The organism is Dethiobacter alkaliphilus AHT 1 (genome assembly GCF_000174415.1).
GTDB classification, from domain to species: Bacteria; Bacillota; Dethiobacteria; order Dethiobacterales; family Dethiobacteraceae; genus Dethiobacter; species Dethiobacter alkaliphilus.
The window spans coordinates 1-22,289 of the sequence record NZ_ACJM01000025.1 but is presented as its reverse complement, the minus strand read 5'-3'; the positions used below and the strand labels follow the sequence as shown (position 1 = coordinate 22,289).

At 49.9% G+C, this 22,289-nt stretch carries 24 protein-coding genes; 21 read left to right on the top strand and 3 right to left on the bottom strand.

Annotated elements, in window-relative coordinates:
• The first annotated feature begins 13 nt into the window (after positions 1-13).
• Positions 14-937: a pseudouridine-5'-phosphate glycosidase gene (locus DEALDRAFT_RS15010; protein WP_008519041.1), complete on the top strand. Its 924-nt coding sequence runs from the start codon at positions 14-16 to the stop codon at positions 935-937.
• Positions 930-1,943: a DUF1786 domain-containing protein gene (locus tag DEALDRAFT_RS15005; protein WP_008519039.1), complete on the top strand. Its 1,014-nt coding sequence runs from the start codon at positions 930-932 to the stop codon at positions 1,941-1,943. The genes DEALDRAFT_RS15010 and DEALDRAFT_RS15005 overlap by 8 nt, the downstream gene beginning before the upstream one ends.
• 139 nt (positions 1,944-2,082) lie before the next feature.
• Here the strand turns inward: DEALDRAFT_RS15005 and DEALDRAFT_RS15000 are convergent, their stop codons facing one another.
• A complete protein-coding gene (locus DEALDRAFT_RS15000) occupies positions 2,083-2,694 on the bottom strand; it encodes a superoxide dismutase (protein ID WP_008519037.1) in 612 nt (203 codons plus the stop codon).
• A 272-nt stretch (positions 2,695-2,966) separates the two neighbouring features.
• Between DEALDRAFT_RS15000 and DEALDRAFT_RS14995 the strand changes: the two genes are divergently transcribed.
• The 5 genes from DEALDRAFT_RS14995 (at position 2,967) to DEALDRAFT_RS14975 (ending at position 6,333) form a co-directional block, all read left to right on the top strand.
• Positions 2,967-3,218, top strand: coding sequence for a TrkA C-terminal domain-containing protein (locus DEALDRAFT_RS14995; protein ID WP_008519036.1), 252 nt, complete (start codon positions 2,967-2,969; stop codon positions 3,216-3,218).
• Between the two features lie 115 nt (positions 3,219-3,333).
• Positions 3,334-3,633 (top strand): MTH1187 family thiamine-binding protein, encoded by a 300-nt coding sequence (locus tag DEALDRAFT_RS14990; protein WP_008519034.1) that lies wholly within the window; start codon positions 3,334-3,336, stop codon positions 3,631-3,633.
• A gap of 122 nt (positions 3,634-3,755) precedes the next feature.
• Positions 3,756-5,018, top strand: coding sequence for a GntP family permease (locus DEALDRAFT_RS14985; RefSeq protein ID WP_040379294.1), 1,263 nt, complete (start codon positions 3,756-3,758; stop codon positions 5,016-5,018).
• 63 nt (positions 5,019-5,081) lie between these two features.
• Entirely contained in the window at positions 5,082-5,285 is a 204-nt protein-coding gene (locus DEALDRAFT_RS14980) for a small, acid-soluble spore protein, alpha/beta type (RefSeq protein WP_008519029.1), read from the top strand.
• A gap of 214 nt (positions 5,286-5,499) precedes the next feature.
• On the top strand, positions 5,500-6,333 hold the full coding sequence (locus tag DEALDRAFT_RS14975; protein WP_008519028.1) for a deoxyribonuclease IV: 834 nt from the start codon (positions 5,500-5,502) through the stop codon (positions 6,331-6,333).
• A 53-nt stretch (positions 6,334-6,386) separates the two neighbouring features.
• Here DEALDRAFT_RS14975 and DEALDRAFT_RS14970 read toward each other — a convergent pair whose 3' ends face one another.
• Both DEALDRAFT_RS14970 and acs read right to left on the bottom strand, forming a co-directional pair.
• Positions 6,387-7,451, bottom strand: a complete 1,065-nt coding sequence (locus tag DEALDRAFT_RS14970; RefSeq protein WP_040379292.1) for a phosphotransacetylase family protein — start codon at positions 7,449-7,451, stop codon at positions 6,387-6,389.
• 14 nt (positions 7,452-7,465) lie between these two features.
• Positions 7,466-9,589 (bottom strand): acetate--CoA ligase alpha subunit, encoded by a 2,124-nt coding sequence (acs, locus tag DEALDRAFT_RS14965; RefSeq protein ID WP_008519025.1) that lies wholly within the window; start codon positions 9,587-9,589, stop codon positions 7,466-7,468.
• A 181-nt stretch (positions 9,590-9,770) separates the two neighbouring features.
• Here acs and DEALDRAFT_RS14960 point away from each other — a divergent pair, with 181 nt between their 5' ends.
• The 14 genes from DEALDRAFT_RS14960 (at position 9,771) to DEALDRAFT_RS17315 (ending at position 22,035) form a co-directional block, all read left to right on the top strand.
• The gene (locus DEALDRAFT_RS14960) at positions 9,771-11,060 is read left to right on the top strand and encodes a tRNA nucleotidyltransferase/poly(A) polymerase family protein (RefSeq protein WP_008519022.1); all 1,290 of its coding nucleotides are present in this window, start codon (positions 9,771-9,773) and stop codon (positions 11,058-11,060) included.
• Positions 11,061-11,147: 87 nt separating this feature from the next.
• Positions 11,148-12,287, top strand: coding sequence for a sensor histidine kinase (locus tag DEALDRAFT_RS14955; RefSeq protein WP_008519021.1), 1,140 nt, complete (start codon positions 11,148-11,150; stop codon positions 12,285-12,287).
• Positions 12,288-12,292: 5 nt separating this feature from the next.
• The gene (locus tag DEALDRAFT_RS14950) at positions 12,293-12,946 is read left to right on the top strand and encodes a response regulator (protein ID WP_008519019.1); all 654 of its coding nucleotides are present in this window, start codon (positions 12,293-12,295) and stop codon (positions 12,944-12,946) included.
• Positions 12,947-13,138: 192 nt separating this feature from the next.
• Positions 13,139-13,312, top strand: coding sequence for a Flp family type IVb pilin (locus DEALDRAFT_RS16620; RefSeq protein WP_008519017.1), 174 nt, complete (start codon positions 13,139-13,141; stop codon positions 13,310-13,312).
• 162 nt (positions 13,313-13,474) lie between these two features.
• Positions 13,475-13,654: a Flp family type IVb pilin gene (locus tag DEALDRAFT_RS14945; protein ID WP_008519015.1), complete on the top strand. Its 180-nt coding sequence runs from the start codon at positions 13,475-13,477 to the stop codon at positions 13,652-13,654.
• Between the two features lie 76 nt (positions 13,655-13,730).
• Positions 13,731-14,123 carry a TadE/TadG family type IV pilus assembly protein gene (locus DEALDRAFT_RS14940; protein WP_040379291.1) on the top strand — a complete coding sequence of 131 codons (393 nt, stop codon included), beginning with the start codon at positions 13,731-13,733 and terminating at the stop codon, positions 14,121-14,123.
• Between the two features lie 10 nt (positions 14,124-14,133).
• Positions 14,134-15,093, top strand: a complete 960-nt coding sequence (locus tag DEALDRAFT_RS14935) for a pilus assembly protein TadG-related protein (protein ID WP_008519012.1) — start codon at positions 14,134-14,136, stop codon at positions 15,091-15,093.
• A 139-nt stretch (positions 15,094-15,232) separates the two neighbouring features.
• A complete protein-coding gene (cpaB, locus tag DEALDRAFT_RS14930) occupies positions 15,233-15,922 on the top strand; it encodes a Flp pilus assembly protein CpaB (RefSeq protein WP_008519009.1) in 690 nt (229 codons plus the stop codon).
• A gap of 29 nt (positions 15,923-15,951) precedes the next feature.
• Positions 15,952-18,120, top strand: coding sequence for a response regulator (locus tag DEALDRAFT_RS16300; RefSeq protein WP_008519007.1), 2,169 nt, complete (start codon positions 15,952-15,954; stop codon positions 18,118-18,120).
• A gap of 21 nt (positions 18,121-18,141) precedes the next feature.
• Positions 18,142-19,515, top strand: a complete 1,374-nt coding sequence (locus DEALDRAFT_RS14920) for a CpaF family protein (RefSeq protein ID WP_008519005.1) — start codon at positions 18,142-18,144, stop codon at positions 19,513-19,515.
• A 17-nt stretch (positions 19,516-19,532) separates the two neighbouring features.
• Positions 19,533-20,492, top strand: a complete 960-nt coding sequence (locus DEALDRAFT_RS14915) for a type II secretion system F family protein (RefSeq protein ID WP_008519004.1) — start codon at positions 19,533-19,535, stop codon at positions 20,490-20,492.
• 12 nt (positions 20,493-20,504) lie between these two features.
• Positions 20,505-21,422 (top strand): type II secretion system F family protein, encoded by a 918-nt coding sequence (locus tag DEALDRAFT_RS14910; RefSeq protein ID WP_008519002.1) that lies wholly within the window; start codon positions 20,505-20,507, stop codon positions 21,420-21,422.
• A gap of 31 nt (positions 21,423-21,453) precedes the next feature.
• Entirely contained in the window at positions 21,454-21,765 is a 312-nt protein-coding gene (locus tag DEALDRAFT_RS14905; protein WP_008519000.1) for a DUF192 domain-containing protein, read from the top strand.
• A 69-nt stretch (positions 21,766-21,834) separates the two neighbouring features.
• Positions 21,835-22,035: a hypothetical protein gene (locus DEALDRAFT_RS17315; protein WP_008518998.1), complete on the top strand. Its 201-nt coding sequence runs from the start codon at positions 21,835-21,837 to the stop codon at positions 22,033-22,035.
• Positions 22,036-22,289: the final 254 nt, after the last annotated feature.

The following is a 22,289-nucleotide window of genomic DNA, read 5'->3' as shown; positions in this document are numbered from 1 at the left end:
CGGGAGTGAGTTTATGAAATTATCCATCGGCGGACATGTTTTGTCTGCCCTGCGTGAAAAAAAGCCGCTTGTAGCTTTGGAGACAGCCCTGGTGACCCATGGCCTGCCCCGCCCGCTGAATCTGGAAACGGCGGTGCAACTGGAGGAAATTGTGACACAAAGCGGTGCCGTGCCGTGCACCATCGGAGTACTTAACGGGGAAATTATTATGGGGCTTAACAAAAGCCAATTGGACGCCCTGGCCATGGAAGAAAATCCGCTTAAACTGGGAGTACGGGAGCTGCCTGTGGCTGTGGCGCAAAAGAGAAGCGGAGGTACCACCGTAGCCGCCACCGCCCATTTGGCACACCGCTATGGTATTGGTGTTTTTGCCACCGGGGGGATTGGCGGCGTACATCGTGGGGGAGAGAATACCTTTGATATCTCCGGAGACCTGCCGGTATTGGCCAGAACCCCCGTTACCGTGGTGGCGTCCGGTGCCAAAGCTATTCTGGATTTACCGCTGACCCTTGAATATCTTGAAACCGCCGGCATTACTGTGGGTGGATATCAGACCAATACTTTGCCGGCCTTTTACTCGGCGGCTTCTCCGTACCCTCTGAATCTGTCTTTTGACTCTGTGGAGCAGGTAGCGCAAACCGCAATGTCCCGGGATGAGCTGGGTCTGCAGGCAGCCATTCTGCTGTGCAATCCTGTGCCCGGGGATAGTGAGATACCCTGGGATGAACTGATGGCTATGATTGTCAATGTAGACCGGGAGATAAGAGAAGAAGGTGTGGTAGGGCAGGATGTGACACCACAGATGCTGCGCCGGCTGTTTACTTTGTCCGATGGGCGTACGCTGCAGGCCAATCTGGCGCTCTTGAAGGAGAATGCCCGTCTGGGAGCTGAAATTGCCCAAACCTTAATTTCGATAAGGGGGAAGGAGCATGGCTAAACTGATGGCCATTGATATCGGTGGCGGTACACAGGATATTCTGCTCTACGACAGTGACAAAACGCTGGAAAACTGCATTCAGTTAATTCTGCCCTCACCTACGGTGTTGGTGGCACAGCAAATCAAAAAAGCCACCGAAGCGGGAAAAGCTGTCTTTCTGCACGGCCACGTAATGGGAGGCGGACCGTCCACAAAAGCTGTGCGGGACCATTTAAGTAAGGGACTGCCCGTTTTTGCCACAAAAGAAGCGGCGTTGACCATCCATGATGATCCCAAAAGGGTGGAGTCTCTGGGTGTTGTAACCACTGAAGACCCACCTGCCCATGCGGTGCGGATACATACAGGCGATATTGACCGGGAAATGCTGGCCCGAATTTTAGGGGAAGCGGGGGAAGACCTGCCCGCTGAATTTGCGGTGGCGGTGCAGGATCACGGCTATTCTCCCGGTGAATCAAACCGAATTTTTCGTTTCCGCATCTGGGAACAGTTTATGGCGGCGGGTGGTAAGCTTAGTGATCTGGTATATGGAGATATTCCGTCCTTTTTTACCAGGATGGAAGCGGCGCGCAAACAAGCACCCGGCGCTCTGTTAATGGATACTTGCGGAGCAGCGCTTTTGGGAGCACTGACCGATGAACGTGTTCGGGAGGCGTCCGGTCGGGGTACGGTGGCGGTGATAAATCTGGGCAATCAGCATACCTTTGCTGCTCTTGTTGAGGACCAAAGGGTTATTGGACTTTTTGAGCATCATACCGGAATGATGACACCGCAAAAGGTAGCCCATTACCTAAAGAAGCTGACCGCAGGAAAGTTGTCAAATGCTGAAGTGCAAGAGGATCAGGGGCATGGCTGCCTGCCGCCGGCAGAGGAGGTGGACCCTGTCCTGACGGTGGTTACCGGCCCGCGCCGCTCTCTTTTGTCGTCACTGGATTGCTATTTTGCCGCCCCTCAGGGCAATATGATGCTGATGGGCTGCTTTGGGCTGGTGGATGCCGCAAATTTGTAGAAAGAAAGGCACGCTTATTCGATTACCCCAAAGCGTGCCTTTCAATACTGGCTACCTTAGCAGTTTCGCAAACTGCGAAACGTTATAATTTATACCAGTATAAAAAACGCCTCCTTTGAGGCGTTTTTTAATTAGTTATTTAAAATACTTCTGTGGTGCGGGCACCTTCAATTTTGGCCAGGCGGGCGTTAACCACATCCCAGTCAATTACATTCATGAAAGCGTCAATGTAGGGCGGGCGCTTCACACCATAGTCGATCATGTAGGCGTGTTCGTAGGTGTCCAAAACCAACACCGGCACAGCGTTCCAGATTGGCCCCAGATTATGGGAGTCGCTGCCGAAATTATGGAGTGTGCCGTCTTCCAGGTCATAAGCCAAAACCACCCAACCGCGCACTGCCAGGCCGGTCTTTTTAAAATCTTTTTCCCATGCTTCATAGGAGCCGAAATATTTTTCAATCAACTCCAGTGCTTTGCCGGTGGCTTTGCCGCCGCTGCCACCCATGTTTTCAAAATAAGCTTCATGTAACTTTATTCCGTTTAAGGCAAAAGTTTCTTCAATCTTTAGAGCCCTTAATTCACTATAGGTCTGGTTTGCTTTGTCGTAGTCTACTGACGCCATTTGCTTGCGGATTTCGTTGACTTTGTTTACATAGCCCTTATAAAGGACGCCGTGATGGTCTTCCAGCTGTTTTTCTGAAAAGCCCTCCATCTTGCTGGTTTTTAATTCTTTGGGTTTAAGTTCTACCATAATTACCCTCCTTGTATATATTTTGCATTTTCTTAACTATATCAACATCAGAACAAACATAAAAGGTTCCTAAAATAACCTTAATAATTCGTTAATTCTTGTCAAAGCGTTGCATTGGTGGTAAGCTTTGAATAGGAGGTGGCATTATGCCTGCTTGGAGCTCTATCTTAATATATTTGGGCTTTGCTGTAGCTATTGCTTTTCTTTTAGTCCGCATGGGCGGAGGAGGCTGAAGATAAGACTACCCACAGTTGTGGGCGCTTGGCGGATATATGCGTGTAATTATTATCGGCGGCGGTGAGGTGGGAACAGAGCTGGCAAGACGCCTTAAAATGCGGCTGCAGGACATTAAGAGGCCGCCCTCCGGTATTATCTGTGCAATTATCCGGGGCGATGATGTTATCATTCCCGGTGGAAAAGATGTAATTCTTGAAAATGATGAAATATATGTGTTGGGGAAAACAAATAAACGTTCCTCACTTTTTTGGGGATGGCGAAAAAAAAAACAGGACACAAAAGGGTAATTATTGCCGGTGGCGGTCGCATAGGTTTCCAACTGCCGGTTTCAATAAAAAAGAGCGCCAGGTACTGATTACGGATATCTTTTTCGGGGATGCTAAGCAAAAAGGGGTGAAAAAGATGCCGGTTCTTGAAATCAGTATTATGCCTATCGGTACCGACGAAGCAAGCTTTAGCAGTTATGTTTCCCAGGCCTGCGAAGTGGTGGATAAGCGGGGGCTGCAGTACCAGGTAACTCCCATGTCCACCATGGTAGAAGGAAGCATGGAAGACTTGCTGGCAGTGGTGAAAGATTTGCACAGTTTGCCTTTTGACACCGGAGTAAATCGGGTGATTACCAATGTTACTATTGATGAACGTCGGGACAAGGAACTGGATATGTCCAGTATGGTGCAGGCAGCAAACCAGCCACAAAACTAATTTTCCTTTAATGACAGCCGTGGGCTGTCATTTATTTTTTCCCAGCCTTTGCCCCCGACAGTCATGGAGGAACAGTGACGTACGAAGGCGAATAGTACAGGGATGAATTGGAGGGGTTTTTGTTGCTGTTTGTAGTTTTAGGGTTATGCCTGCTTATAATTCTTGTATCGAAAAAAGTAAACGTGATTGTAGCTGCGCCGCTTGTTATCATATTTGTTGCGCTGGGTAACGGCATGAGCCCGTATGAATTGGTAACGGGCCCGTATGTGGCAGGAGCCGCCGGCTTCATCGAAAGCTTTATCTTTATTTTTATTCTGGGAGCTATTTTCGGTAAAGTTATGGAGCAGTCCGGTGGTGCTTACAGTATTGGCAACGCCCTGGTGGCCATGCTGGGGACAAAAAGAGCGGCCACCGCTATTTTTTTGGCCTCTTTGCTTTTGGGAGTAGGCGGTATTGCCGGATTTGTCATTATCTTTACCTTATACCCGCTGGGGCTTTCCGTTTTTGACCAGGCAAACCTGCCCCGGCGCCTGTTGATTCCCAGCATTGGTGCCGGCATTATTATGGCTATCTCTGCTCCGGCTACACCTCAAATCCAAAACCTGATGCCCATGGATTATCTGGGCACCACGTCTACGGCGGGTTTTTGGCCCGGAATTTTTAGCGTCACCGTATCTTCAGTAATCATTGCCCTGTATCTGGAACATGTTGCTGCCCGGGCGCGGCGTCGGGAAGAAGTATTTGACCATCCTGAAGGCTATGTGCCCCGGGCCGGCGGCGGCTTTCCACCGGTCTATCTGGCCTGCATACCGCTAATTTCCATCGTTGTGCTGCTCTCTGTTTTTCAACTGGACCCACTGGTTTCTCTGGGCTCAGGGGTGCTTTTGGCTTTTATTGTGCTATTTTCCTGGTTACCTAAGCCCCTGGAAGTCCTTAATGAAGGTACAAAAACTGCTATGATGCCGCTCTTGTTTGCCTCCTCATCGGTGGGATTCGGTGTGGCTCTGCAGGCTGTTCCCGCCTTTTTAACATTTATTGAAGCACTGGCCGATTCAACCCTGAATCCCTTGGTGTTGGCGGGTATAACCACCAATGTGGCGGCAGGGCTTGTGGGTTCAGCCTCCGGTGGTGTGGTTCTTACCCTGACCACTGTGGCGCCTGAATTGTCTGCTTCGGCAGACCCGGCCTTACTGCACCGTGTAATTACTTTGGCCGCCGCCGGGTTGGACACTTTGCCTCACAATAACGGTTATTTAACCATGCTGGCTTTTAGCGGGCTCACCTTTGCACAAACCTATAAAGAATATTTTGTCACCACGGTGGTTGCTCCCGTTTTTGCTTTGGCGCTTTTGCTGTTCCTCTTTTCTGTGGGCGTTTTTGTCTAAATGCCGTAGCCGCATATCCTCTGACGGATGGCACATACTACCTGTAAAGGAGGGGGTATAGCTATGGCCAAGTACAAGAAAAAGCCTGAAAAAATGACACCTGAAGAATTGGCGGTAGAAAAAATGAAGCTGGAAATCGCAGATGAATTAGGTTTGGGCGACAAAGTTAAAGAGAAGGGATGGGAAAACCTCACTGCCCGCGAAACCGGCAGGGTTGGCGGTGTGATGTCCCGCCGTCTCCGTGATAAAAAACTGCAGAAGTCATAGTATAGAATTAAAGCTCCCGCAGGGAGCTATATTTTACTGCTAGGAAATTATAACGCTTCGCAGATAGCGAAGCTGCTAATGTAAGCAGTACTGAAAAGCGCGCGCTGAGGAAATCGTAAGAGCGCGCCTTTCTTGTTTTTAGCTTGTTTCATTTGTCAGCCCAGGCAGGGTATGGTATAAAGTATATATTATATGACTAGGAGGTCCGCTTTTCATGCGACTTGGTTCTCATCTGTCTGTTTCCAAAGGATTTCATAAAGCAGCGGAAGCTGCGGCATCCATCGGTGCCAATACATTTCAGTTCTTTACCCGCAACCCCCGGGGAGGTTCTGCCCGCACCATTTCTCCCCAGGAAGTGGAAAAATGGCAGGAAGCCAGGAAAAAATATGATATTTATCCCATTATGGGACACCTGCCTTATACCGTAAATATGGCGTCTCCTGCAGAACGGGCCTATAACTTTGCCAAAATGGTGGTGGCCGATGATTTAGAGCGTATGGATGCGGTGGGCGCCGAGTACCTGGTAATCCATCCCGGCTCTCATGCCGGTTCTGGACGTGAAGCGGGACTAGAGCGAATTGTGGCCTGTCTGGAGGAATCATTTTTACCCTATGACGGAGAAACTTCTTTGCTTTTGGAAACCATGGCGGGACAGGGCTCGGAAATAGGCACCCTGGCAGACATCGCAGAAATTATGGAAAAACTGTCCTGGCCGGATGGTATGGGCGTTTGTCTTGATTCCTGCCATCTGACCGGCGCCGGATATGATTTCTTGCAAAAAGAAGAAGTGGACAGGCTGGTGACGGATGTGAAGAAAACGGTGGGATTAAGCAGGGTTAGAGCTATGCACCTAAACGATTCCAAGTTTCCGCCGGGCACACACAAAGACAGGCACGAACGGATAGGCGCAGGCTATCTTGGCAAAGAAGGCCTGCTAAACCTTATTACCCATCCCGCTTTCAAAGACTTACCCATGGCACTGGAAACCCCAGTGGAGGACTTTCAGCAATACGGCGAAGAAATTACCCTCATTCGCTCCTGGCTCTAGCAACAAAAATGAGCCAAGAGAACCGTTCCCTTGGCTCAACGTCCGGTTTACAATTAGGATTTAACTTCATCGAGGATTGTTTGCCAATTGCAGTGTTCGGAAATATTGGTCTGGGCGATGCGGATACCCTGTTCGTCACCGGGGTGAATGCGCCTGGTAATCTCGTGGAGACGCTCAATGGCGGTGAAGGTGTCGTAGTGCACCATAATCACCGCTACTTTCTTTTCTATGGCGCTGGCCAGTACGCCTACGTCGGGGTAGTAGCCGCCTGTGAGGATGAGAACAGATGTGCTGGTTTCCAGAGCCGTCACCGCCATATCGGAACGGTCTCCTCCGGTGATAACAGCTTTGTTTGGCGCACGCCTGAGATAACCCAGAGCACTTTCGGTGGTCATGGTGCCTACCACCACTTCTTCCACGATGCGCTCCAACCCGACCCCCTCTTCTGTCAGCAGTTCGCCACCCAGTGCGTCGTAAAATTCCCGGACTGTGGGGGAGGCGATTTCCGGCCTGCTGGGGATTATCCCCAAAACAGGGTGGCCGGCCTCTTCCAGAATAGGCGCATACACACCTTTTGTTTTATCCAGCAAAGTACGCTCCACACTGTTAAAGATGTTGCCCAGCACTTTAATGCCCGCCAGCCGGAAGAGTTCATTGTACAAAATGGTTTTATCCAGACTGTAGTCATCTTCCATGCGGCTGACATAAAGCATGGTGCTGTCAAACATGCGGGCCAGGTTAATGGCATCAAGGCCCAGGCTGGCGGCGGTATAAGGAGAAAGAGAACCGTCAATTAACAGTACGTCAACGTTGGCCGATACAGTATTGTAGGCCTGCTGCAGTTTCTCCTTCAGAGGAGCGGGATCACGGCGGGGCCCACTGCTTAAGTAGTAAGGCCCGGTGCGGACCGGAGAGAGCGTGGCGGCATCATGGGGCAGGGAAAGGACCTGCTGAAAGAGGATTACGTCCTCATCCTCCTGCCGGTGGGGGCCGTGTGATGCGCCCAGTGGCTTAAAATAACCGACATTTAGTCCCTGATCGCGGAATTTGAGCGCCAGGCCCAGTGCGATGGCTGTTTTTCCGCTTCCGGCCATTCCGCCGATAAAAATGCTTTTCATGGCAGTCATCCTTTCTAAACCTCGTTCTCGTCATAGGAGACGGTTATTTTAACATCCAACGCCACTGCCGAATCCGGATAGGCTATTACCGGGTTAAGATCGATTTCCGTTATTTCCGGAAAGTCCAGGGAAAGCCGGGCTACCCGCGCCAGTGTCTGTACCAGGGCTCCGATATCTGCCGGCTTGCTGCCGCGGTAACCCCGTATGAGAGAATAAGCTTTTGTCTCTGCAATCATCTCTTCAATTTCCTCCAGGGTCAACCCTGCAGCCAAGCGGAAGGAGACATCCTTTAGTAGGTTAACGTAGATACCGCCCAGTCCAAAAGCCAAAAGTGGGCCAAACTGTACATCCCGGCTCATGCCGATAATCAGCTCATCGCCCTTGGGCATCATTTTCTGCACTTCGATGCCATAGATGGGGGTGCCCGGCATGAGTCTGCGGACGCTGTTCATAATGGCGTGGTATCCTTCCATTACCTCATCCCGTGTTTCCAGTCCGATTTTTACTCCACCCACATCGGTTTTATGCATGATTTTGGGAGAGGCCACTTTGAGAACCGCCGGGTAACCCAGTTTATCTGCCAGTTCTGCAGCTTCTTCAGGGCTGGTGGCCAGACGCACCGGAGCCACCGGGATACCGTACGCCTCCGCCACAGAAGTGGCCTCATTGCCCAGCAGTACCAGCCTTCGCTCTTTTAACACATCATAAAAGGTGGCTTTAACCGCTCTTTGGTCAATGTTATTAATTTTGGGCAACTGCTGTCCCCTAGCCAGTTTACGCTGCAGCGCTGCAAATCTTACCATGCCGGAAAAAGATTTTAGTGCCGGTTCAGGGAATGTAAAGCAGGGTACACCGGAGTTTGTCAGCACCTGACACCCTTCAGCCAGGCCTTCACCTCCCATATAGGCGGCAAAAATGGGCTTCTTGGTAAACCGTTCCCGCAAAGATGAGATGACCTGTGCAGTTTTTACCGGCTCGGTAACGGCGGCGGGAGAAAGCAGCACCAATGCGCAATCAGTGTTTTCATCAGCCAGCACAGCCTCCAGTGATACACTGTAACGGTCTGTTCTGGCGTCCCCCAGTACATCCACCGGGTTATAAAGATTGGCCTCTGCCGGCAGAGCATTACGTAGAGTCTCGATGGTATCTTTGCCAAAGCGGGCCATGCGCAGGCCGTTTCTCTCCACACTGTCGGTGGCGATAATTCCGGGGCCGCCGGAATTAGTCACAATGGCCACATGATTTCCGGCAGGGATTGGTTGGCTGACAAAGGCCACCGCCAGGTCAAACAAGTCGGACATGGTCTCCGCCCGGATAACACCGCACTGACGAAAAGCGGTATCATAGGCCAGGTCACTACCGGCCAAAGCACCGGTATGGCTGGATGCGGCGCGGGCTCCCGCCTGTGATGTGCCACTTTTGAGGATAATAACAGGTTTTTTCTTACAGGCTTCACTGACCACATCCAGAAAACGTTTGCCGTCGGCCACGTCTTCTATATAGCATAAAATAACCCGGGTATTGGGATCTTGTGCAGCGGACCAGATAAAATCAACTTCGTTTAAATCCGCTTTATTACCCATGGAGACAAAGCGGGAGAAACCAAGCCCCACACTGCGGCTCCAGTCAAAGATTGCCAACAGCATTGCCCCGCTTTGTGAAATAAAGGCAATTTCACCCTGTTTGGGGAATCCTTCGGCAAAGGAAGCATTGGCGGGAGTGTGGGTGTCCATGATTCCCACCACATTAGGACCGACCATACGCATCTTGTGCTGCCGGCAGATTTTAAGCAGTTCCTTTTCCCTTTTCAGGCCTTCGTCGCCAATTTCCTTAAAGCCTGCGGTAACCACCACAAGAAACTTGACCCCGGACTCACCGCATTCCCTGGCCACATCCAGAGAAAGTTGGGCCGGGACGGAAATAACCGCCACATCCACAGGTTGTCCGATCTTTCCTATTGAGGTATAACAAGTATAACCCAGTATTTCTTTTTCTCTGGGGTTAACGGGATAAACTTTGCCCTGAAAACCGCTGTTTTGAATATTTTCCATGATGACAAAGCCGATTTTTTCTTTGTTGTTGGAGGCCCCGATTACCGCTATGGAATCGGGATTAAACAGGGAATGCAGATCGCTCATCTGTTCACTCACCTTCCGCGCATTTCCGTTTGTTCCACCGGTTTTGCAGATAATAGTGTAAAGATTATCTGAAATCAGCCGATATACCAGATTAGCCGCTCATTTTTAATAATCTTCCTGGTTGATTTTACAGTTTTATTGTTCAGTTGAAAGGTAAAAATTATGCCCGGGAAGTGGTAAAATGGACCTTTTAAATAAATTTGCCGCAGAAGCGCAAAAACAGAATCTGGAAATCTATCTGGTGGGTGGCTTTTTGCGGGATCTGTTTTCCGGCAGGCAAAGTACCGACATGGATTTGACCGGAGAGCCTGGCCTGATTTCATTTGCCGATAAGTTCGCAAAAGCACATAAACTGTCTGCTCATCTGGTTGAAAGGCACAAATTGCTGCGCCTTACATTATCCGGTTTACGGCTGGATATTTCCGAGTTTAAGGGTGCAGACATCGGCCACGATCTGGCGCTGCGGGATTTTTCCGTAAATGCCATGGCCCTGCCTCTAAGGGACTATTTAGAACAGCCTCACAGCAAAAGTACCCTGATTGACCCTTACCAGGGCTTGGAGGATCTTACCCGGCAAAGATTATGCGCCTTGCCCGGGGCCCTCCGGGATGATCCACTGCGTGTGATGCGGGGTGCGCGCCTGGCCCTGCATTTTGGACTCACCCCCGATGAGTCAACTGTCCGGGAAGCACGTAGTGTGGCCCCTTTATTACCCGATCTTCCGGGAGAACGGATAGCGGCGGAAATATTTGCCACTTTGCAAAGCAAATGTACAGGTTATTTGCCGTTATTGGAAACATTGGGTGCGGCCAGGTATGTGTTTGGCAAGCCTTTTTCCGCCGGCCATGATCATGTTATGGCGCAAACAGAGAAATTGCTTAATGCAAACCACTGGCCTGAATCAATCCGGCACCGGCTGCAGCAAAACCTGGCACGCAGCCTTTCAGCACAGACACGTGGCTATCAGGTGTTAAAACTTGCCGCCCTGCTCTGTGACCTGGACGGTATCGTAGACGGAATCTCCCCGCAAACCATCCACCATATCCGGAAGTACCCCCTGTCACGGCAGGAACGCGCTTCCCTTTCTGCACTGCAGGGCGCGCTAGATTGGCTGCGGTGTTTCGGTGGCAACTTAAAAAGCCGCTCATTATACAGCTATTATTCCCGTTTCGGGCCCGCCGGCCTGGATGCCGCCGTTTTACTGCGGGCCGTAGATGGTGCTGCCGCCCGCTCTAGAGCGGTATTCCTGCTGAAAAAACTGCTGCCGGAGGGAAATTTGCTTGTCTCGCCGCCGGACTTTATGACAGGGCGGGAGTTGGCGGCCATGGTGGGAAAAAGGAGGCAGCCTGCTTCCCGAATCGGTGAATTGCAAAAAGCTTTGCACCGGGCTTCTGCTCTGGGAGATGTGGCCAACAGGCAGGAAGCAGAAGCGTTTTCGCTGGGTTTTGTTGATGCCCGCTTAGAAAATTAATGTCGCAAAATAACTGAATTGGCAGGAAAGGAAAGAATTGGGGCGAATATAGTGACAAACCAATTCTAAATTCGGGGCGGTGCAACAGTGCAGGAAATCAAGCAACTGGATGAAGCAATTAGAAATACCATTTCTGCTGTCCAAAAGGGCCGGGAGGATATCATGTCCATTTCCGGAAGTGCCCGGCAACAGCGTGACGAACTGTTGGCAAAACTGGTGGACTTAAAAGGTGAAATCCTGGACGTAATCACTGCGGTGGACCGTTTGGAGCGGGAAGAGAAGTTGGCCCGCATCCACTTGATGGAGGTAAACCGCAACTTTAATAAATATACGGAAAAAGACATTCAACAGGCTTATGAAGAAGCGCAGCATATCCAGCTGCAGCTAAGTCAGATGCGGGAGCGGGAAGCGCAGCACCGCCAGCGCAGAGACCAATTGGAAATTATGGTGCGCAGGGTAAACGAGACGGTGGAAAGAGCCAAGAAACTGGAAACCCAGGTGGGAATGGCACTGGAGCTTATCTCCGGGGGACTGCAGGGAGTTACGGTAAAGCTGGATGAAATTCAGCTGCGCCAGCAGGTCAGCCTGCGCATTATTAAAGCGCAGGAAGAAGAGAGGCTACGTGTGGCACGGGAGATTCATGACGGGCCGGCCCAGTCCATGGCCAATGTAGTGCTGCGGGCGGAAATCTGCGAAAAGCTGATGTCGGTGGAGCCCGACAAAGTGCGGGCCGAACTGCATGACTTAAAAGATATGGTTAAAGAAAGCCTGCAGGAAGTGCGCAAAATCATCTTTGATTTAAGGCCCATGGTTCTTGACGATTTGGGCATTGTCCCCACATTACGCCGCTTTATTGCCGAATTACAGAAACGCACCGACATGAATATTGAACTGGTGGTTTTGGGCGGTGAGGAACAGCGGTTGGCCAGTGTTTTGGAAGTGGCAATTTTTCGGATTGTGCAGGAATCATTGAATAACATTTATAAGCATGCCGAAGCAAAAAGGTGTGTGATTAAGCTGGAGATCTTGCCGGGTCGAATCAATATTTCCATAGCCGACAACGGACGCGGTTTCGATACGGAAAGGACCATGCAAAACATGGATGTGGATTGTTTTGGCCTTTTGGGGATGCGTGAGCGGGTAGAGCTTTTGGACGGGCAGATAAAGATAGTTTCCAAGCCGGAGAAGGGAACAGAGATTCATGTAAGTATTCCAATAAAGGGGTGAGCCGGATGCCGGGAGAGAGAAAAATAAGGCTGTTGGTGGCCGACGACCACGCTTTGCTGCGGGACGGACTAAAAAAAATATTAGCATTACATCATGATCTGGAAGTGGTGGCGGAAGCACCGGACGGACAGGAAGCATACAACATGACAAAAACAATCCGGCCGGATATTGTCTTAATGGACATCAACATGCCTAATATGAACGGAATCGATGCCACCCGCCGCATTAAAAGTGAGTTTCCGGAAATAGGCGTTATCGCCCTTACCATCCATGACGATGAAGAGTATATCTATGAGCTGGTAAAATGCGGAGTATCGGCCTATATGCTAAAGGATATTGAGACCGATTGCCTGGTTGATGCCATCCGGGCGGTATTTCGCGGCGAAACGGTCTATCACCCTCGCATCTCAGAAAAAATGTGCGGTGAATTCCAACGCCTGGCCCTGCGCAATGTCCATGACGAACCCCTCTCCCGCCGTGAAACCGACGTCCTTACCCTAATTGCCCGCGGTAAAAGCAACAAAGAAATCGGCGATGAACTCTACATAAGTGAAAAAACAGTTAAAAACCACATCACCAACATCTTCCGCAAAATCCAGGTCACCGACCGCACCCAGGCTGCCCTGTACGCAGTGAAAAACAGAATAGTAAAGCTATAGCAATCATCTATCATACCAAGATCATCCGCAGGACCCAAAAGGGTCCTGTTTTATTTTGTTTTGGCTGTCCTTGCAGAGGGACCCCTGACCCAGATTGGGACCGGGGTCCCAGTAAATTAAGACCGTGGTTGATTTCAGAGCTTTCCAAACTATGGTAAGCTGAAAGCAAGGGAGCAGCAGGAGGTGGATAAGATGGCAATGTTGATGGCGTTAATCCGGGAGGAGTCGGGCCAGGGGATGACCGAGTATGCGCTTATCCTGGCGTTTGTGGCGCTGGCTGTAGTACTGGTTCTGGGCCAGATGGCAGAGCCCATAGTTGATATGTTTCACCGCACCATCGCTGCCTTTGATCCAGAGCCGGGTTAAGATGGATATGTAAAACAGTACCATTTTCGGAAATTGGGACCAGGGTCCCGTAGTTTTTAAGACGACAGGTCGATTCCAAGTTTCTCCAGCTGTGGTACACTTAAGTCAGTTAATCGCTTTCGGGAATTCATAAATCCAAATAAATTTTTAGGAGGTAGTGAAATGAAGGAAATGGTAAGAAGGTTTTTCACTGAGGAGTCTGGCCAGGGTATGACGGAGTACGCTTTGATTTTGGCGCTGGTTTCCATCGTTGCAATTGGTGCACTGTTTGCTATGGGTGGCAGAATTGAAGAGATATTTGAACAAATTACAGGTAGTTTCAGTGGAGAAGGCTTAGATTAATAGCTCCTCCCCCAGAGTTGGCCCTGCCCGCAAGGGCAGGGCTCATTTATTCTAAACAGTGAACGGGGTGATGAAAATGCCAGGTAGATGGTTAAAAAATGAAAAGGGCCAGGCCATTGTGGAATCGGCTCTGGTGCTTCCCATCATTCTGTTGCTGTTATTGGGGATGGTGGAGATGGGGCGGATGGGTAATGCCTATCTGACCGTCACCAACGCAGCCCGCCATGGGGCCCGGCTGGGAGCTGTGGGCGGTACCAACGCTGAAATTGCTGAGCGCGTCCAGAGTGCGGCAACAGCGTTGGATCCGGCGACTATAGTGGTTGAGATTTATCCGGAGCACCAACGCACAACGGGACAGGATATCAGGGTCACCGTATCCTACCCAATGAGTTTAATCCTGCCGCTGCCCACCAGCATTTTAGAAGGTCCGGTACTTGTCAGCAGCGACACCACAATGAGAATTGAGTGAGGGATACAGAATGAAGATGCCTGAAAAGCTGAAAAACATTCTTAATAACCAGCGCGGTTCGGTGCTTGTCCTGGTTGCCGTAGGAATGACTGTGCTGTTAGGGGCTGCCGCTCTGGTGGCCGATGTGGGCGTAAATTATGTAACACAGGCCCGCCTTTCCGTGGCGGCAGATGCGGCGGCGCTGGCCGGCGGAACCCTTTTTGATGAGGGTAGGGATGCTGTAATGTTGGCTGCGGTGGAAACTGCGGAGAAGAACGGTGTCCCGGCAGAGCAGGTCTTTGTGGAAGTGGATGATAATGCCCGGGGTGTGACGGTGCGGACACAGGCACCTGTTCAGCTGTTCTTCGGCCGAATTTTTGGTATGGAAGGCGGTGCAATGGAGCAAAGAGCCCGTGCTGCCCGGACAAGGCCCATTGCTTTCTACGGTGTATTTCCTTTGGGAGTTGAGGAAGGTATAGAATTTGACTACCATACTAAAGTTAATTTGTTTAGCGATGACCTTTTAGGATCAGGAAACTGGGGGGCTCTGGCTTTCCAGGATGAAAACGGCGATTATCAGACGGGAGCCAGTATCTGGCGGGAACATTTGAAACTAGGGTATGACGGTGTGGTTGAAATTGATGATTGGGCCGATGCTTCCGGTGGTGTTTCCATGGGCCCGATCCGTGACGGCATCAATTATCGGTTCGCAGAGGCAGCAAAGGATCATGTCTGTACAAAAGATAATTGTCCCACCGGTTGCCCGAGAATTTTAATCTTACCCATTTATCAAGAAGTTCTTGATAATAACCAGAATAAAACCGGAGAAGTCATAATCGTGGATTTTGCTGCCTTTTGGGTCAGCGAAATGTTAGGACAAGGAGCAAATACCGAGGTTTGGGGTTATTTTGTACGCCCCCATGTTTTTCCCGCTGCAAGTGAGGAAGGGGAAAGCGCATATGGCCTCACTGCTTTAAAGCTTGTAAAATAGTGAAATTTGCTTATAATTTTCCGGCGGGTAGGCAAATGGCCGGGGAAATTGCTCCCCCGAAAGCGACCCCGGTCAACTTGCCCCCGGATTTTTTATAAAACTCAAATTACTTATCTGATAATCACTGGAGGGGTTCACAATGAAGGGGAAAAAGTTTTTTTTACTCTCACTAATTCTGGCTTTGGTTGCAGCAGGAGCCATATTTCACTATTTAAATGAAATGGAACGCCAATCCAAGTCCGCGGCTAATCTGACCACCATTTTGGTGGCCCGGGAAGAAATTCCCGCCCGTACCAGGCTTAGCGCATCCATGTTCACCACCGCAGAAGTTCCCCAGGATGCCATTCACGGAGATGCAATTCGGGAGACTTCTGAATTAGACGGGGCATATGCCAGAGAACGCTTGGTTGCCGGGGAGCAGGTACTGTCTGCGCGCCTTGTGTTTGAACAGAGCGAAACCGGCCTGTCATATAAAGTCTCGGATGGGCATCGGGCTGTTACCGTACCGGTAAACAACGTCTCCGGTGTGGCCGGTTATATTCTACCCGGTGATTATGTGGATGCCATAGTAACTATCGAAAGTACGGAAGATGAGGACACAGTGACAAAGGTTGTGGAATCAAAGATCAAGGTTCTGGCATCAGGGCAATATACCGTAGAGCAGGACAGAGAGCAGTTGATAGTGGAAACTGTAACGTTGGATACTCCGGCTGATGCGGTAACCGCAATTATTCAGGCCTCGGAGCGCGGCAGCCTGCGTCTTGTCCTGCGGCCTGTGGAAGAAAGTAATGACCGGGCGATACGGGCCCACCGGCTAAGTCAGTTTTAAAAATGTTAGAGTAACAGGGGGGATTAACTGTGGAAAAAATCAAACTGCTGGTTGTGGATGACATCCCGCAAACACGCAAAGATATTATCCGCCTGTTATATTTTGAGGATGATATGGTTGTCGTTGGTGAGGCCGTGGATGGAACAGATGCGCTGCAGAAAATAGCCGAATTACAGCCAGACGTGGTGCTGATGGACATTAACATGCCGCAGATGGACGGGATAACAGCTACGGAGCGTGCCTGCCAGATGTATCCGCAGGTGGCGGTTGTAATTATTTCAATTCAAGGGGAATCTGAGTATCTGAAAAAAGCCATGGTGGCGGGGGCGCGGGATTACCTGGTAAAACCACTGGGCAGTGAAGAGATGGCCGGTACCATTCGTTCCGTTTACAAGCAGCAGAAAAGACGAATGGTCCAGCAATCTTCCGTTGCCGAAATCCCCTCTCCGGAAACTGAAAGGGTAACACAGGAGTATACCGATCAGCCCCACCAGAGACAGGAAAAGGAGTATTCTTCTTTTACGGAACAAAAGACCCGGGACAGAGAATATCCTGGTCACTATGAACAGCAAGCAAATTATGAAAGGCAATCCGAACCCCCTCCCAGGGAAAGTGGGTATTATCCCAATAACCCTGAGCGTCAGGTCCGCGGTCCAATGGATACCCCACCCCAAGTCCGGCACAATCCTGAAAGCTACCATCAGCCGGGAACTATTGACCGAGATTTAGGTCCATATCCCAGGCAACAAGATGTATGTAATACTCAGCATACTCAGCAAGACTGGGAGACAAGGGCGGGAAGAGAGCAGGCTTTTGAGCGCCGGGATCAAACCGCCCCGCATTTTGATGAGCAACAGGGTGTGCCTCAAAAGGTAAACAAGCCGCCTCAATCCAATCAACAGAGGGAGTCCGGCAGACATCAGGGGTACTATGGTGATGAACGTGAACCTCAGCCTTACTATCAGCACAAGGAAACATCCCATTCCCGGGAAGACAGGCAGCCTTTTTATGGCAACAACTCCAGTATGGAATCTCCACCTGATGTACGGCAAAATGAGCGGCTTGCTGAGAATATTTCCCCTGAACGTTATAATGTGCAGACCCCGCCAAGGGAGAGCGTAAGACAAGAGACATACGCAAAACCCAAACCTGAGGTTGAGGAAAATCCTCCCCGGACTGAAAGTCCCAGACAAGAGGGGTTTGTCAAGCCCAACCCCGATACTCAGGAAAAAACTTCCCGGAAAGAGGCTTCGGAGCAAAACCACTATAACGAAAGGCCTCAAAAGCCGGCGCAACAGGAAACGCCTGTAAAACAAAAGGAGGCTCAGGAGCCCCAGCGCAGGGAAGAACCCGCCAGGGAATCCACTGTTCAGCATCAGCGTCCGGAACGGTCCTCCTCCGATGAAAAACCTCTTGGTATGGTTACGGCGGTTTTCTGTGGTAAGGGCGGGGTGGGTAAGACCACCATTGCCACCAATTTGGCAGTGGTTTTGGCTCAGCAGGAGAAGAAAAAAGTTGCGTTGGTTGACTATGACCTGCAATTTGGGGATGTATCTGTTTTGCTGAATTTATCCGATGGTAAAAACATCAGCGACTTAATTCAGGATGCGGATACCATAACTAAGGAATTAATTGAAAATTACATGATTCGCCACTTCACCGGCATTGATATTCTGCCCGCGCCGCTTTTTCCGCAGGATGCAGAATACATTACCTCGGATCATACCGATGAAATCCTGAGAGTACTAAAAGACAACTATGATTATGTCATCGTAGATACTGCGGCCACCTTCAATGAAATAAATTTACAGGTTATGGATTTGGCAGACAGTATTTTGCTGGTAACCACCCGGGATATAGTCACCATTAAAAACACAAAAACCAGTTTGAATATCCTGGAATCTTTGAACTACCGTGATAAAATACGAGTTGTGCTAAACCGCAGTGATCAGGATTTAGGCGTTGGTGTGACCGACCTGGAAAAAGGGTTGGAGATTACCGTCTCCCATCAGGTTAACAGTGATGAAAAATCGTTAATTGCGGCCATCAATAAAGGGGTTCCTGTGGCGGTTAGCCACAGCAATACGGAAATTACCCGGTCGTTTAAGAGGCTTTGTGACCGTCTGACAGGAAAGCGGCAGCAGAACTCTCAGGAAAAACAAAGCAAGGGTATTATAAACCGCATGTTTAGTCTCTAATTGTAAAGGAGGGGGAGCACCATGTCTTTGCTGGAAAGACTGGAAAGGGTAAAAAAGCAGGAACAAACAGAAGGAAAACCGGCGCAGGTCGGCCTGACAATTGAAAAGAGGGCCGAACCGCAGCCAAAAAATGATCCATATACAAAGCTGAAAATTAAAATCCATAAACGGGTTATTGAAGAATTGGGCCGGGAGACGGAAGGCGAGACAGACGGCAGCCTGCCGGAACGCTTGCAGAAACTGGTTTCCGAGACCATAGACCAGGAAGTTTCCTTTATCCCCCGCGGCGATAAGCAGCGGATTGTAACTGAGATTGTAGATGAAGCGGTGGGTTTTGGCCCCATCCATCCTCTTCTGAATGATGAAACCGTTTCTGAGGTGATGGTTAACGGTCCCAATCAGGTTTACGTGGAACGGAACGGCAAGCTGGTGCTCACCGATGTGGTATTTCGTAATGATGCCCACGTTCTGCATATCATCGAAAAAATTGTGGCGCCCATCGGCCGTCGCATTGATGAAAGCTCCCCCATGGTAGATGCTCGCCTGCCTGACGGTTCCCGGGTAAATGCCATCATACCTCCGCTGGCTTTATGTGGCCCTTCCATCACTATCCGGAAGTTCGCCAAGGATCCCTTAACGGTGGATGATTTATTGGGCTTTGGCACACTGAGCCTGGAAATCGCCGCCTTTTTGGAAGCGGCGGTGAAATCCAAACTGAATGTAGTGGTATCCGGGGGTACCGGTTCCGGTAAAACCACAACGCTCAATGTCCTTTCCTCCTTTATCCCCCATGATGAGCGGATTGTTACCATCGAGGATGCGGCGGAGCTGCAATTACGCCAGGATCATGTTGTTTCCCTGGAAACCCGTCCTCCCAACGTAGAGGGAAAGGGTTCTGTTACCATCCGGGATCTGGTGAAAAACTCTTTGCGGATGCGGCCGGAGCGGATTGTGGTGGGCGAGGTGCGAAGCGGTGAGGCACTGGACATGCTGCAGGCCATGAATACTGGTCATGATGGCTCCCTTACCACCGGACACGCCAACTCTCCCCGGGACATGCTATCCCGCCTGGAAACCATGGTGCTGATGGCGGGAATGGATTTGCCGGTTAGAGCGATCCGGGAGCAGATATCTTCCGCCATTGATGTTATTGTACAGCAGAGCCGTCTGCGGGACGGTTCGCGTAAAATCACCCATGTCACTGAAGTGCAGGGCATGGAGGGCGATATCATTGTTATGCAGGATTTGTTCAGGTTTGAACAGACCGGAATAGATGAGGAAGGCAAGATTATCGGTTCTTTCCGTTCCACCGGTATCCGGCCCAAGTTTATCAAACAACTGGAAGCATCGGGAATAGAGTTGCCTGCAGTAATGTTTGCCGATGCAAATTTCTAACAATAGGAGTGGTTGCTATGAGCCCCATCACAGTCTCCATAGTTGTCTTTTTTGCCATTTTGTTTCTGCTGCGGGCCATAGGGAGCCGCAGTGAGGGTAAAAGTGAAGATATTGTAAACCGTGTACGGACGTTTTCTCCTGATCAGTTAAAGGATAAAGAGGAAGAAACAAAAGCCAAAAAATCAATACTGCATGTCTTTGCGGGAGTATTTCGGATCTTTACCACCCAGCCGATTAGAGACAGCATCGAAGCTGAACTGGTTCAGGCAGATGTTTTACTCAAGCCGGAAGAAATGCTGGCCATCAACGCTGCCACCGCTTTGCTGCCGGCGCTTTTGGGTTACCTGGTAACCCAAAACTTCGCATTGGCAATTTTATTGGCTTTAGTTGGTGCAGTGCTACCATTGTTATTTTTAAAAAATGCAAAAATGAAGCGTCTGCAGAAGTTTAACGATCAACTGGGCGATGCTTTAGGCATTATGTCCAACTCCTTACGGGCCGGATTTTCTTTTCTACAAGCTATGGATTCGCTGAGTAAGGAACTGCCTCCACCAATATCCACGGAATTTGGCAGGGCATTGAAAGAAATGAGGCTGGGCACTCCTACAGAAGAAGCGTTGGCAAATATGACGGAACGCATTCGCAGTGATGATTTGGACCTGATTGTCACCGCCGTAAATATTCAGCGTCAGGTTGGTGGTAATCTGGCCGAAATACTGGATAATATCGGCAATACCATCAGTGAAAGGGTGCGGATGAAGGGAGAAATAAAAACACTCACTGCCCAGGGCCGAATCTCCGGAACCATTGTGGCTTTACTACCGGTTTTTCTGGTAGGAGTAATTTCGGTGATGAATCCGTCCTATATCGGGCTGCTCTTTACCCATCCGTTGGGACTGATTTTGATTGGTGGTGCCGTTATTTCAGAGTTAATAGGTATTATGCTGATTAAAAAGGTCATTAATATTGAATTGTAAGGGGGAGCAGAAATGCAGGCAATAATAGCTTTACTCGTATTTTTGACGCTGGTTACCTTCATAACCGCACTGCAAAATAAGCTGCAACCGGCCAAAGTCGATTTGCAGGGACGGTTAAAGAATGTTATTAATTATGATGAAACTGCCGACATTCGGCAGGCCGAATTGAGCCGACCTTTAAGTGAACGCATCTGCAGTCCCCTGTTAGGCGTTTTGTCTGCCTTAGCATCCCGTCTGCTGCCCGCTGATATACTCAAGGGGCTGGAGAGAAAAGTGCAGCAGGCCGGAATGACCGGAGGTTTCTCCGCAAAGGACTATCTGGGGATGAAAGTGGTGTTTGCTTTCGGCCTGCCGTTTTTTTTCTATCTCTTGTTTGGGAGAGACTTATCACCTCAAACCTTTTTAATCGTGGCTATTGCCGGTGTTCTGGGTTGGCGGCTTCCGGAAATGAAACTGGAAAATACGGCGCGAAGCAGAAAAGCAAGTATTGAAAAAAGTTTCCCCGATACACTGGATTTACTTACCGTTAGCGTGGGTGCAGGACTGGGCTTTGATGGTGCACTGGCCAAAGTTGTAGAGAAGTCGGAGGGACCGGTGGCAGAAGAATTCCGCCGGGTACTGCAGGAAATAAAAATGGGCAAAGCCAGGCGTGAAGCGCTACGGGATTTTGGGGAGCGTACCGGGATTGATGATGTGAAGTCTTTTACCGGAGCCATTGTGCAGGCAGACCAGCTGGGTTTAAATATCGGAAAAACGCTTAAGGTCCAGTCGGAACAGATGCGCCGTAAACGGCGGCAGCGTGTGGAAGAGCAAGCCATGAAGGTTCCGGTAAAAATGCTGCTACCTCTGGTGGCATTCATTTTTCCCACAATATTTATTGTGCTGTTGGGACCCGCTATGATTCAAATCGTTGAAACATTGGTGATGTAGCATGCTGGCAAATAAGAGGGACGGATCAGTAATGGCAAAAAGAGTAGGCCGCGCCGATACATTTTTCAAGCGGCTGCGCGGCCTTATGTTTTCCCGGACTTTCCCCGGCGATATAGATGCTTTGATGTTGTCCCCCTGCAATGCGGTTCATACGTTTTTTATGCGTTATAGCCTGGATGTACTTTTCCTGGATAGCAATATGAAAGTCCTCCACATTATTTACGGCATGAAACCGGGAAAGCTATCACCGGTGATAAAGGACGCCCGTTATGTTGTGGAAATGGCGGTAGGAAGTGCGGGAAGCAGTGGGGTTTGTGTAGGTGACTTGTTGGTGTGGGATTAAATTAGGAAAGGCGGGGTGATGATGTTGCCTGAGTAATAGATGTCTTAAATAACAAAAGGGGGAAAAGGTATGGAGTTTATAACGCTAAAACCTGAAGAGTTAAGGTACATATGTGATCCGTCACAATTTGAGTTTGAAACCACCGAATCGGTTCCGCCGCTGGAGGGTATCATTGGGCAGGAGCGGGCCGTACGGGCCATGGAATTTGGGCCTGGCCATAAAAAGGCATGGCTATCACATTTTTATGACAGGGCGGACCGGTACGGGTAAATATCCTATGGCCCAGACACTTGATAATGATGTGGCTGCCAAGAAAAGGCTCCCGATGACTGTGTTATGTTTATATTTTGACAGCCCCAAGTCATCACCATGGCACTAGCGCTCAGCCATGTGAGACAAGGCTCCCGTTTTGCAAAGATGTGGGAGACTTCGCGGATTCCCTGAAGGTGGAGATTCCCAAAGCATTTGATGGGCGATGCAATCTAGAGCTGGTACAATCGGACTAGTTAAAACGTGCCGGGAAA